Annotated in this window: 12 protein-coding genes; 6 read left to right on the top strand and 6 right to left on the bottom strand. The window is 63.9% G+C overall.

The features are described 5' to 3' along the window. Positions 1-487 precede the first annotated feature (487 nt). The 5 genes from AB0H00_RS19270 to AB0H00_RS19250 all read left to right on the top strand — a co-directional run bounded on the left by AB0H00_RS19270 (position 488) and on the right by AB0H00_RS19250 (position 6,181). A complete protein-coding gene (locus tag AB0H00_RS19270) occupies positions 488-964 on the top strand; it encodes a type VII secretion target (protein ID WP_357267878.1) in 477 nt (158 codons plus the stop codon). Positions 965-972: 8 nt separating this feature from the next. Then, positions 973-3,249 carry a hypothetical protein gene (locus tag AB0H00_RS19265; RefSeq protein ID WP_357267877.1) on the top strand — a complete coding sequence of 759 codons (2,277 nt, stop codon included), beginning with the start codon at positions 973-975 and terminating at the stop codon, positions 3,247-3,249. 268 nt (positions 3,250-3,517) lie between these two features. Further along, positions 3,518-4,378 (top strand): ABC-2 family transporter protein, encoded by an 861-nt coding sequence (locus AB0H00_RS19260; protein ID WP_357267876.1) that lies wholly within the window; start codon positions 3,518-3,520, stop codon positions 4,376-4,378. Further along, the gene (locus AB0H00_RS19255) at positions 4,371-5,198 is read left to right on the top strand and encodes an ABC-2 family transporter protein (protein ID WP_357267875.1); all 828 of its coding nucleotides are present in this window, start codon (positions 4,371-4,373) and stop codon (positions 5,196-5,198) included. The genes AB0H00_RS19260 and AB0H00_RS19255 overlap by 8 nt, the downstream gene beginning before the upstream one ends. Next, complete coding sequence (locus tag AB0H00_RS19250) at positions 5,195-6,181, top strand: ATP-binding cassette domain-containing protein (protein WP_357267873.1); 987 nt, start codon at positions 5,195-5,197, stop codon at positions 6,179-6,181. Before AB0H00_RS19255 ends, AB0H00_RS19250 begins: the two co-directional genes overlap by 4 nt. A gap of 42 nt (positions 6,182-6,223) precedes the next feature. Here the strand turns inward: AB0H00_RS19250 and AB0H00_RS19245 are convergent, their stop codons facing one another. The 5 genes from AB0H00_RS19245 to AB0H00_RS19225 all read right to left on the bottom strand — a co-directional run bounded on the left by AB0H00_RS19245 (position 6,224) and on the right by AB0H00_RS19225 (position 10,666). After that, complete coding sequence (locus tag AB0H00_RS19245) at positions 6,224-6,901, bottom strand: DUF4389 domain-containing protein (protein WP_357267871.1); 678 nt, start codon at positions 6,899-6,901, stop codon at positions 6,224-6,226. A gap of 230 nt (positions 6,902-7,131) precedes the next feature. After that, positions 7,132-7,458, bottom strand: a complete 327-nt coding sequence (locus tag AB0H00_RS19240; RefSeq protein WP_357267870.1) for a hypothetical protein — start codon at positions 7,456-7,458, stop codon at positions 7,132-7,134. A gap of 609 nt (positions 7,459-8,067) precedes the next feature. Beyond that, entirely contained in the window at positions 8,068-8,376 is a 309-nt protein-coding gene (locus AB0H00_RS19235) for a hypothetical protein (protein WP_357267868.1), read from the bottom strand. Beyond that, entirely contained in the window at positions 8,377-9,525 is a 1,149-nt protein-coding gene (locus tag AB0H00_RS19230) for an acyl-CoA desaturase (RefSeq protein ID WP_357267867.1), read from the bottom strand. It lies immediately after the preceding gene. 19 nt (positions 9,526-9,544) lie between these two features. Then, positions 9,545-10,666, bottom strand: a complete 1,122-nt coding sequence (locus AB0H00_RS19225; protein ID WP_357267865.1) for an FAD-binding oxidoreductase — start codon at positions 10,664-10,666, stop codon at positions 9,545-9,547. A 171-nt stretch (positions 10,667-10,837) separates the two neighbouring features. Between AB0H00_RS19225 and AB0H00_RS19220 the strand changes: the two genes are divergently transcribed. After that, on the top strand, positions 10,838-11,458 hold the full coding sequence (locus AB0H00_RS19220) for a TetR family transcriptional regulator (protein WP_357267864.1): 621 nt from the start codon (positions 10,838-10,840) through the stop codon (positions 11,456-11,458). A 22-nt stretch (positions 11,459-11,480) separates the two neighbouring features. On the opposite strand, the gene AB0H00_RS19215 is transcribed toward AB0H00_RS19220, so the two are convergent. Then, positions 11,481-12,851, bottom strand: a complete 1,371-nt coding sequence (locus AB0H00_RS19215) for an MFS transporter (protein ID WP_357267863.1) — start codon at positions 12,849-12,851, stop codon at positions 11,481-11,483. Positions 12,852-12,881: the final 30 nt, after the last annotated feature.

Genomic DNA, 12,881 nt, shown 5'->3' with positions numbered 1-12,881 from the left:
CTACGACCAGGGCAACATCGGCCTACGTCTGGTTCTCGCAGGGGCTGCTCGATGCGGTGCGATTCATGGGGCCGCCCAGGCAACTGGACGATCGGATGCGCAACGGCGACATCGCGGTCGATACCCTGCGGCCGATCGGCATCCAATTCGGCTGACTCGTCGACAATCTCGGACGAGCAGCATGCACCTTCCTACCGGCGCGGAGTGCCGAGTGTACTGATCGGCGCGCGCACGTCCGGGCTGGCAATGCCTGCGCAGCGGCCCTTACCTGCTCGGCCTGATGAGTGCGTCGCCGGCCGTGGTGATTTCGTTCCCGATACCGGCTCCCCGTGGAGTTCGGCTGACAGAGAAGTGCATCGAGGCCGCGCCGAATCGGACACGAACCGGCCCGTGCCGGACGTCGAGTCGTCCCTCAGCTTCAGCGTCCCACGGATGGGAAGTACGGACAATGAATATCTGGCGCCACGGAGAAAGGATCGTCTGACATATGCCGGACCGTCTGGACATGGATCCCCACGCGCTCCGCCGCCTGGCCGACGGCCACGACGCGGCCGCGGAGCGGACCCGGGCCTGGGCACGGCAACCGAAGAACTGGCTGAAGAACTTCCGCGCCAGCTACGGCCCGACCGCCACGCCGGTGGAGCGAGCAATGGTGCGCTACCACGGGGCTCAGGAATGCGCCGGCAACGCGATGGCCGACCAACACGACCACACGAACAGCAAACCAGGCCTGCAGCAATGGCAGGATGCGGCGAACGTACATGAGCAGGCTGTGAAGCACCCGGTGTTCGCGGATGCTCCTGCGGTGGTGTCGGAGATGAACCAGATTCAGGTTGCGACGGTGACTGGCGTCATGGATGCACCCGACCGCCCGGCCATTCCGTCCGACCGGATATATGTTGCGCTGCCAGTCGGTTCTACTCCGACTTCGGAGCGTCCGACCGATAACAGTACGCGGAGCTGAGGGGCGCCATGTATTTCTATCAGTACATCAATGGCGAGTGGAAGCTCATCAAAACCGACACTCCAGAGGAGGAGGGATACTACTACCTTAAAAACGGCAACGGGGATATGCAGCCCTATTACTGCAAAGGAAATGGTGACTATCAGGCAATAAACTATAACGAACGAAATGTCATCGATCCGAAGGGTAATCTACATCCGTACAGCGGTGGCCCCGATCTGACAGAACATTCGGATGTCTCCAAGTCATCTACTTCGCATATCTCGAGCGAAAAGGTCGAGGGGTTCGATCCGCCACCCCCCAAGGACGAAAAGAAAGAACCCACCGCCGAAGAAAAACTGCCGCCTGTCGATGATCGTCGCGATGACCGGCTGGAGCCTGGGGAGAAGCTGGCCCTACCAGACTCCAAAGAGGTCGAAGAGGGAAAGTCGCGTAGTTCGATCACCAACGGTGATTACACGCTGACGCTGGACGCGGACAAACAGCTGATTCTCACCGACAAAGACGGTAATAAGCTGTGGGGGTACGCCGGCGCCGACGTCGCGGATCTACTGACGGACCCGAGCAACGATGTCAAGCTCGGGGTGGATGGCAGTATCAAGGTCATCGATCGCGACACCGGCAAGGTGTTGAGGACCATCCTTCCCGAAGCCCCGCCCAAGCATGTGGAGCTGGTGCTGCTGTACCACCCGCCGGCGGAGTCGGAGCCGTTGCGCATCGCGATCAACGAAGCGCAGAAGTGTCTACAACTGCAGGTGGACTGCTTCGGCAAGGGAAAGGCCTCACTGGCCAAAGATGTCGCGGACTGGCTGCAGAACGAGGGATTGCTCGACAAGGACAATAAATCGTCGACCACTGACTCCCACAATTCGTATCTCAACGCAGACACTCAGGTCAAGAACCACTTCAAAGACCTGGACGAGAAGATCCGGTCGATCGCCGTCTCTACCGACCAGAAAAACAGCGAATCGTTCAAATCGATAATTGCCAAGATCGATGAACTCGACGAACAGCTGCGTGCGATCGATGCCGTGAAAGACGTACAAACCAAGTCCGTGGGAGAGATGGGATATCATACCTACAAGCAAATTCTTCCGGACCTGGAGGACGAACTCTTCACGGCGATCGACAAGACCGTGGAGGCCGTCGACAAGATCGTCGACGACGCAAAGCAGACCAACGAGGAAAACGAGAGAGAAGTCGACAAGGATTCGCCCGAGTACAAGTCCGGATACGACGCCGGGTATCAGGCCGGGCTGGGCGATACCGGGGGAACGCCGCCCCCAACCCCCGAAACACCCGCACAGGACTACAGCGACGTGTTCGGTGATCTCACGAACGCCGGCCTGACCGACGGACTGACAGATGGCCTGACCGATGGCCTGACTAATGGCGTGACCGACGGCGTGACCGATACCTCGGGCACCCCAGGGGACCCTTCTTCGCTATTCGACCAGCTGAGGAACAGCCTGACCGGGGGCGACGGAGGCGCGACCCCCGCCTCCGCCACAAGCGCAGGCGCGCCCGCCGCGAGCAATGGCTCCAATTCGATGATGGGCATGATGATGCCGATGATGATGATGCAGATGATGTCGCAGATGATGCAGCAGGCTCAGCAGAAAGACCAAGAACGTTCCCAGCGGGAGCGTGAGCAAGAGGCCCAGGAACAAGAGGACCGGCACAAGCAGCAGGAGCAGGCCACCGCGCAGCAGCAGGCGACCGTCGCCACAGCCGCCCAGCAGACAGCCACCGCCGACCCCGCCGCGACCGCACCCCCACCGATCGGCGGGTCCGGTGCCATGGTGGACATGCGACTGCCGAACGGAGCCACCCAAAAGGTTTCCGCCGCGGGGGCCGAGGCGGTCAACCGAGAGTTCAACAACCCCAACGGCAGCGACGCCCGCGCCGCCTACGCCGGCACACTCGGCGAATCGACCTCCGGCCACACCTGGACGACGATCGACAGCGCGAGCCTGCGCACCGGCGACATCGTGCAATGGGAGAACCGATCCGCGATCGCGGTAGTCACCGACGACGGACTGCACTACATCACCAACGGTCAACTCGTCCCCCTCGACCCCCACAACCCCGTCGACGACAACCACGGCCCCTACGGCGCCTTCCAAGGCTTCTTCCACCCCACCGGCGTCGACGCCACCACCGCACCGACCGACACCCACCCCACCGCCCCACCCACCATCGACATGAACCAATCCACCCCCACCGCACCACCACCCATCACCGCCCCCACCTCCCAAGTCGCCGCCCCCGCCATCCCCGGCTGACCACCACCCACAACAACTACCTGACCACACCACCCCCACCGAAACGACCAGCGACCAACCAACCATCACCACAGCGACATCAGTTCGACCACCTCTTCGGCCGAATCCGAAGTCTCCATGAGTGATCCACGATTCATTGCGTCCTGGCCGGCCCTCGCCGCTGGCGGCGCGTCCTCGATGGTCACACCGCACACCGAGCCACGCCCGCACCATTTCGCAAAGAAATGTGAAAGCACTTTCACACACAGCCAGCGTTCAGTAAGCTCGAATGTTTGTGCGCGGCATACCGGAGGGGGACGGACAGCGTGCCATCGTAAAACGACTTCCTGCTTCGGTCGCTGTCTACGCGTATCTGGTCGGCGCCGGATTCCGCAAACAGTCACAGTACAAGCTGGCGATGTTCGCCGGGTTGTTCACCAACTGTGTGTTCGGGTTCGTACGCGCGGCGGTGCTGGTCGCCGCGGTAGAAGCCACGGGCGACTTCGGCGGCTACGACCAGGGCACCATCGGCGCCTACGTGTGGCTCTCGCAAGGGCTTCTCGGTGCGGTGCAGTTCATGGGGCCGCTAGGCCAGCTGGACGATCGAGTGCGCAACGGCGACATCGCGGTCGATTTCCTGCGCCCGGTCGACATCCAATTCGGCTACCTCGCCGATGATCTCGGACGAGCTGTGTGCACTTTCCTGCCACGCGGAGTGCCGAGCGTGCTTGTCGGCGCGCTCACGTTCGGGCTGGCGATGCCGGGAACGCCCGTCCCGTATCTGCTCGGCGCGGTAAGTGTGCTACTGGCCGTGGCGATCTCGTTCCTGTGCCGGTTCGCCGTGGCGCTGATCGGATTTTGGGTCGTCGAGACCCGCGGTATCCGCCAGCTGTACTACGCAGCGGGAACTTTCCTCGCCGGGCTTTTCGTGCCGGTGCACATGTTTCCGTCTTGGCTGCGCGCGATCGCGGACGCCACCCCGTTTCCGTCGATCCTGCAGTCCCCGGTAGACCTGATCTCGGGCCGGATCACCGGAGCGGAAGCCTTTGCGGTCGTCGGGGTCCAGGTGTTCTGGGTGTTGGTGATCGGGTCGGCCGGTCGGGTGCTGCTGGTCGCTGGACGTCGCAGGCTGGAGGTGCAGGGTGGTTGAGGTCTGGCCGTCCCGCGCAGGGTCGTGGTCGACACCCTATGTGGCGGTGCTGCGCTCTCGGATACGCGCCCAGCGCAGCTATCGACTGTCCTTCGCGAGCGAGGTTTTCAGCGCAATCGTGATGGGCCTCATCGAGTTCGCGGAAGTCTGGCTCGTCTTCCGCACCGCGCGCGTGTTGGGCGGCCTGGACTTGGATGCGGCGCTGCTGCTGTTCGGACTGAGTCACTCCAGTTTCGCGCTGTCCCAGGTTTTGTTCGGACACCTGGACACCTTGCCTGCGCTAATCAGAATGGGACAACTCGATGCCTATCACCTCCGGCCGCAACCACTACTGCTGCAATTGATCACCAGCGACATCTCGCTGCGCAGATTCGCCAGGGCCGCGGTCGCGATCGGCGTGCTGGGGATTGCCTTGGTGCGCAACGACATCGACTGGGGACTGAAGACGACCGCACTGCTCACACTGACGATGTCCGGCGGTGTCGCGCTGTTCGGCGGCGTGTTCGTCTGCGCCGCCGGACTCCAATTCTTTCTGATCGACGGTTCCGAGCTCACCAACAGCTTCACCTACGGCGGCTCGTTCGCCGCCACTCAGCCCGCGTCGGTGTTCCCCACGCCGATGAGACTGCTGTTCGGATTCGCCATCCCCGTCGCGTTCACCGCCTACTTGCCCACCCTCGCGCTACTTCGACTGCCCGGTCCGCCCTTGCTTCCCGCCTGGCTCGCCTGGCTGATTCCGCTCGCGACACTGTGGGTGTGGCTTCTCGCGCTGTACCTCTGGCGGCTTGGTACACGGCACTACCAAGGAGGCGGCGGATGAGCATGACGCGACCGGACGCGATTGTCGATATGAACGAGCTGACCAGGCAATTCACCCTCTACCGCAAAAACGGGCGTCGCTGGCGACGACGCCGCGAGACGCTCACGGCGGTCGACGGGATGACCTTTCGGATCGAGCGGGGCGCCGCCGTCGGCTACATCGGCGCCAATGGCGCGGGCAAGTCCACCACCATCAAGATGCTCACCGGCATCCTGGTGCCCACGTCCGGCACCGTCCGCACCTGCGGGCTGGACCCGGTGCGCCAGCGTCGGGAACTTGCCGGGCGGATCGGAGTGGTGTTCGGCCAGCGGTCCCAGCTGTGGTGGGATCTGCCGCTGCGCGAGTCGTTTTCGATCCTCGCCGCGATCCACCGACTAGAGCCGGACAGCGCACGCAAGCGCACGCACGAGCTGGTCGAGCAGCTGGAAATGGCGGAAACGCTCGACACGCCCGTGCGCCAGCTGTCGCTCGGTCAACGCATGCGTGCGGAAGTAGCCGCGGCGCTGCTGCATTCACCCGAACTCGTGATTCTCGACGAGCCGACCATCGGCCTGGACGTATTGTCCAAACAGCGATTGCGCGAGTTCCTCCGGGCCGAGCGCGCCGATCGCGGAACCACCCTGCTGCTCACCACGCACGACATGGGCGATATCGAAAGGCTGTGCGGCCGCGTGCTCGTCGTCGACCACGGCCGTCTGGTGTACGACGGGTCGTTGACCGGATTGGCGACCACTGTCGGCGCGAAGCGAGTACTGGTGGTCGATTTGGCCGAGCCGACGCCGGACATCGACGACCTCCCCTCGGCTCAACTGATGGCCAGCGAGGGCAACGGTATGCGGCAGCGGCTGGCCTTCGATCCGGAGAAGATCACGGCCGCACAACTGCTCGCCGCCGTGTCGGATCGAGCCGAAGTGCGGGATCTGTCGATCGAAGAACCTGAGATCGAGGACGTGGTCCGGCGGATATACGAATCCGCCCGCTGATTCAGCGGGCGGATTCGGTCGGAGGGACAGAATTATCGATGTTCACTGTGTTTCGCGTGCGCCCTGATCGAGACGGAAGGGCGGGTACTCGTCACGCATCAGGCTCGCATAGGCCTGGACCCGGATGAGCCAGCGGTTGATACCCAGCACGAAGTCGAACACGCCCTGCGGGTAGCGCGCCGTGAACAGCAACGCGATCAGCGCGACGATCAGCAGGATGCTGAGCAGCGGAATCGAGCCACCACCGCCCCAGTCGTCGGAATCGCCCATCCCGACGGCGACGCCTCCGCTGACCATCGCGGCGACGATCACATAGTGCGGGATGGCCAGCAGCCACCATTTCACCAACACCAGACCTCGGTGCAGCGTCTCCGGATAATCGATCTCCAAATCGGCCGGGTACTCCTCGTTCGGCTGCAGGCTGAACGGCGGGTACTTGTCGGTGCCGAGCACCGACAGGGAGTAGAAGGTGACCCGCCAGCCCCAGCGCATGACACCGACATTGAAATCGAACAGCGCCCGCGGATACTTGCCGGTGATCAGGATCGCGAAGAAGGCGATGATCGTCAGCACCAGGTAGGCGAGATGCAGGAAGAAAAGCGCAATATAGTGCGGGATGGCCAATAGCCACTTGACCAGCCACATCCAGCGCGACAGCGCGGGGTCGAGATCTCCTCGAACGCGAATCGGGTTGGGCGGGACAGGCTTCTCGGGTTCCATGATCGAGTTCCTTCCGGGTGCTCCGCTGCAAGCTGCAACCAGTGCGGATGTCCTGATTGTCGCTTATGGGACTACCGGGAATGGCACCTTCTGATACCGACACGCCAACGATCCGGGATGCGTCGCACGGGGACTCGATCCGTGGGAGCTGGATAGCAATGAGGTCGCGCGGCCTGGATGGTACGGCCGAACCACCGTTCCCAGTCTCGGGCGGCGGACGCGATCCGTGGTCAGACCGGTCCGCTCCCCTGCGCCGAATACAAACTGACCTCGCCCTCCTCGCTGAGGAAGGCGTTCACCAGCATGGTGTGACTGGCCCGTAGTTCGTCCTGGTCCGGGGCGGCGGTCGTGATCGAAATCTGCGGAATGACAGCCCAGTTCACCACGTACCGCTCCGGCGGTCCGTCGTCGTCGGACAGACGGGCAAGGCGGAAGACCGAGATGGTCTTGCGGACGATGAGGTCACGCACGACCTCCGCGATTCGCTCAGGGTCTTCCAGGGCGAACATGAAGCCGAATGTCAACTCGGGCGATGACACATAGGCGGGCACGAACATCGAGGCTAGTCGATCGGACCACGCCGCGCAGCCGCTGCGCCGAACGGATTGCTGCTCATGCGCTCAGGCGATCGGGAACGGAACCGCACGCGATTCTCAGTGACCGATCTGTAACGGAATATAACAATTCTCCGCCAGCTTCGAGATTTTTACATCACACTATTGCGCGAATTCGACGACCGCGCTTTCCTGAAATTGTCCCGATTTCTCGGGCCGTCGCACTCGTCGCATCGTCGCGGATTTCCCGGTTTCTTCGCCGTGTCGGTGAACCGTGGGGTGAGGTCCGGACGCGGGACTGCGCCGGAGCCGAGGGGTGCCCCTCGAAATCCCCCTCGGCCCTGGCGTATCCATGATTCGAATCGTCGTCGCAGGGGAATCCCATGCCAGCCGAATACGCTGAACTTCGTTTCGGAGCCGAGGAGATGCGACCGCCCGCCGCGCTACTTCGCGCACGCCCAAGGCCCCTCTGGTGAAGAATTACTACGCGGCCGCATCTACTGCAGGTGGACGTGGAAGCCCACCTGCAGTAGACCGGACCAGCTGACCGACGGAAACCGGAATCCGATCACCGACGCCATCGAACGCGGACGCTGATTACCGACGTGGTGATCAGCGCGGCTTGTCGACCTCGGCCTCGACGACCTCGGCGTCGACGAACGCCTCCGGCTCGGTCGGCGACGGCTCGGCGACGGGGGCCGCGACATCGTCGCGGTCGCGATCCTGCTGCACTGCCGCGTCCTTCCTGGCCGCGGCGGCGGCCTCGTTCATCTCGATCGCATCGGTGATCCACTCACCGATCTCCCTGGTGACCTCCACGACGGTGCCGGTGATGATGTGAGCGATATTGCCGACATGCTTGGCACCCGAGGATGTCAATTCCTGAATGAGATCCTTGTTGCTTTCGAATTTCCCGATCATTCACACGCCCACTTCGCTCGCCTTTCGCTGACGCATCACGATAACACCGGGAGATGGTTCACTCCCGACCATACGCGGCGGCAGCGCGAGTTTGAAAATTTTCTTCCATACCGAGCCGATCTGCTTGCCGAACGAACCGGTGTTGTACGGCAGCCCGTATTTTTCACACAATGCGCGCACGGTGGGCGCGATCTCGGGATAGCGGCTCGCGGGCAGGTCGGGGAACAGGTGGTGTTCGATCTGGTGCGACAAATTGCCCGACAGGATGTGGAACAGCTTGCTTCCGGTAATGTTCGCCGAGCCGAGCATCTGGCGGATGTACCACTCGCCGCGGGTCTCGTCCGCGGTCTCCTCCTCGGTGAACGTCTGTACGCCGGTCGGGAAGTGGCCGCAGAAGATGATCGCGAAGGCCCACACGTTGCGGACCAGGTTGGCGGTGACGTTGCCCGCCAGCGTGTGGAAGAACAGCGGCCCGGTCAGCGCGGGAAACACCAGGTAGTCCTTGAGTACCTGCTTGCTCGCCTTGCGCCACTGGCCGAGGATCAGCTGCTTGACCTCCGGCCACTTCTTCTTGCCGCTCAGGATGTTTTCGATCTCGAGGTCGTGACCCATCACGCCCCACTCGAACAGCACCATGAGCACGAAGGCGTACAGCGGCTGCCCGAGACGCAGCGCATTCCAGTTCTGGTCCTCGTCCATCCGCAGGACGGAATAGCCGATGTCGCGGTCCTTGTTGTGGATGTTGGTGTAAGTGTGGTGCAGATAGTTGTGCGAGTGCTTCCACTGGTCCGCCGGGCAGACTGTGTCCCACTCGAAGACGCGGGAATTCAGGCCGGGCTCGCGCATCCAGTCGTACTGGCCGTGCATCACGTTGTGGCCGATTTCCATGTTGTCCAGGATCTTCGACACGCTCAACGCGGCCACGGCGGCCAGCCAGAACGGCGGAAGGAAGCCGAGGTACATGAGTCCCCGCCCAGCGATCTCGAAACCTCGCTGCGCCTTGATGACGGAGTAGAGGTACTCCCGGTCACGCTCGCCGAGATCGGCGACGATCGCGGCGCGCAGCGCATCGAGTTCGCGGCCGAGTTCCTCGATCTGCTCCGGGCTCAGGACCAGTGGTCCGTCTTGGGTTTCGGTGAGGATGGTCATGATTACTACCCCTTCGTTGTCAGATGTCGATCTCGACGTCGCCGACCGGCGCGCTGATACACAGCTGGATCGGCTGATCGGGATCACTGTCGCTCTCGCCGGTGCGCACATTGCGCGTGCAGCCGGTGCGGCGGACCGCGGTGCAGGAGAAGCAGATCCCCATGCGACAGCCGTATTCCGGCGTCAGGCCGGCGGATTCGGCCTGCTCCAGCAGGGTGGCGCCATTGTTGTCCGCGCTCACACCGCTGGCCGAGAATTTCACCGTGCCATAGGTTTCCGTCGCGTCGATCGGCGCGACGGACAGGGTGAACTCCTCGGTGTGCAGCCGGTCGTCCAACTGCTCGGCCTCGTAGACTTTGCGCACCGCATCCATCAGCGACTGCGGGCCGCACACATAGGTCTGCGCGTCGGCGAACCAAGGCGCCACGCGCTCCAGTTCGTCGTAATCGAAGTACCCGCTGCCCTGCGCGGGCGCGACGTCCACTCCTGGCGCGCCGGGGTCGACCCCCTTCGCGGCCCTCCTCGATCGCCACGGATGACGCAGCTCGATCCGGAAGTTCTGGTGCCGCCGCGCGATGACGTCGAGCTCGGTGCGGTGCGGCACCACCTCCGCCGATTTCGCGTAGTGCAAGAACACGACCTCGCCCCGGTGGCCCTCGTCGGCCAACGTGCGCAGCATAGACAGCACCGGCGTGATGCCGCTGCCGCCGCTGATCAGCAGCACTCGCTCCGGGCGTGGCTCGGGAAGCCGGAACACGCCGTCGGCGGGCGTCAGGTCGACCACCATGCCGGGTGTGGCGTTGCGGTAGAGGAACTGCGACACCAGACCGCCGGGATGCGCCTTGACGGTGAGCTGGATGTGGCGATCCCGGCCGTTCTCCGGATTGACCGGCGAATAGCACCGAGCGTGCCGAACACCGTCGATTACCACGCCGATCTGGACGTACTGCCCGGCGGTATGGCCTTTCCACTGCCTGGTCGGGCGCAGCGTGAGCGTTACCGACCCCGGCACGGAGCGGTCCGCGTGGGTGATTTCGGCCCGCATGTCCCGGACGGTCAGCGTGGGGCGGACCAGTTCCAGGTACCGGTCCAGCGGGTGCGGCGAGGTCAGGGTCTGCACCAGGTTGACGAGATCCACCATTCGTTCTCCATGCCTCTTGTCTGCGGAGGACGTGCGACCCACATTTCAGTGCACGTCTGTACACTCAACCAGTGTGACCGATGACAGGGGGCAGGTGTCAACCGGCAAAACATGTGACCCGAACGACAGCTTGGGAAAATTCAAATGGTGAACGGATGTATGCTCACCGTGATGAGCGAGCAGGCAGCTACCCGAGGCGAACGCAAAGAGCGGACCAGGCAAGCACTCCTGGACGGCACCCTGGCACTGGCCGCCGAGCGCGGTGTCGCCGCACTCAGCCTGCGGGAGATCACCCGCTCGGCGGGCATCGTGCCCACCGCCTTCTACCGGCACTTCGCGTCGCTGGACGACTTGGGCGCGACGCTGGTCGACGACGGTGTCACCGCACTGCGTCTCGCCCTACGCGAAGTGCGCCGCAACTCCGACGCGAGCCTCTCGGACACGGTGCGCTTCGTGTTCGAGCAGGTCGGTCCGAAGCGTGAACTGTTCGGCTTCCTCACCCGGGAACGGCACGGCGGCTCCGCGGCGCTGCGCAAGGCGATCGCGCTGGAGCTGCGGCTGATCGTGCGGGAACTCGTCGCCGACCTCTCCCGGATCAGCGCCCTGGATTCCTGGCCCCCCCACGATCTGGAGATCGCCGCCGACCTGATGGTTGCGACGGTCACCGACGGGATCGCCGCCTACGTTTCGGCCGCACTGCGCGAGGAGAGTGCGATCATCGACCGCACCGTGCAGCAGATGCGGCTGATCGCACTCGGCATGGGCGCGTGGCAACCACCGAAACAGCGGTGAGTCGGCACGCACACCGGAAACGTCAGCTGCCCATCGGCTCGCCCGGCGCCGGGTCGATCCCCTCCTGAGCCGCGACCGGGCCCGGCGGCCGCACCGGAAGCAGTACCGCGAGTCCGACCGCGAGCACGACAAGCAGACCGGCGATGCCCGCGCGATCGGCATCGAACAACCAGACGAACAGACCGAAAAGGCTTGGGGAAAGGAACGATACGGCGCGGCCAGTCGTCGTGTACAGGCCGAAGAGCTGGCCCTCGCGTCCAGGTGGAGCCAGACGGGCGAGGAAGGAGCGCGCCGACGCCTGCGCCGGGCCGACGAAGACGGTGAGCAGCAGCCCGAAGATCCAGAACATCAGCGGGCCGGACACCACGATCAATGCGAGCCCGCACACCAGCATGGCGGCCAGGGACACCACGATGACGATCTTCGGCCCACCCCGATCGTCGAACCGGCCCGCGACGATCGCGCCCAGCGCAGCAACGACATTGGCGGCGATGCCGAACAGCAGCACATCCGAATCGGCGATCCCGTAGACCCGCACGGCGAGCACCCCCCCGAGGGTGAACACCCCGGCGAGCCCGTCGCGGAACACGGCACTGGCGACGAGAAAAATTACCGTGTGGCGATCGACACGCCACAGCTCACACAGATCGCGCCAGAGTACTCGATACGACCCGAGGAATCCGGCGCTCGCCGCCCCTGGATCGGCGTCCGTGCGCGGCATTTCGGGTACCGCGAACAGGACCGGGAGCGCGAAGGTGGCAAACCACACGGCCGCGAGCACAGCGACGAGGCGGATGTTCAGCCCTTCGTCGGTGGGTATTCCGAGCAGTCCGCGATTGTCGCCTTCGCCGGAGATGAAGCCGAAATAGCAGATCAGCAGGAGGAAAATGCCGCCGAAATAGCCCATGGCCCAGCCGAATCCGGAGACCCGGCCGACTGTGGCGGGGGTGGACACCTGCCGCAGCATCGCGTTGTAGGGCACGTTGGCCAGCTCGAAGCAGGCCGAGCCGAAGGCGAGCAGCACGAGTCCGAGCCACAGGTCGTGGTAGTCGTCGTGCACGAAGAACATCAGCGTCATCGCGGCGATCGTCAGCGCGGTCAACATGCCCAGGGAACGTTTGCGTTTGGCCGACGCGTCGAAGCGTTGGCCGCTGACCGGCGCGGTCAGCGCCACAATGAGTCCCGCGATACCGAGTGTCCAGCCCAACCACGCGCTGGCGGAGACCTTGCCGGGCAGATCGTCACCAACCTTGTCGGTGAGATACACCGAGAAGACGAAGGTGAGGATGACGGCGTTGAACGCCGAAGACCCCCAGTCCCAGAACCCCCACGCCACCACTTGCCCGCGCCCGGCGGCCTGTCCGACCGTCGCCCGCGCGTTCACCTCGGTCATGCCGCGCAGCCTATCCGCCGACACCCGCGC

It is taken from the genome of Nocardia sp. NPDC023852, from assembly GCF_040639505.1.
Taxonomy (GTDB): Bacteria; Actinomycetota; Actinomycetes; order Mycobacteriales; family Mycobacteriaceae; genus Nocardia.
Note: the sequence above shows the minus strand (reverse complement) of the source record. Positions and strands in the feature narration are given on the sequence as shown.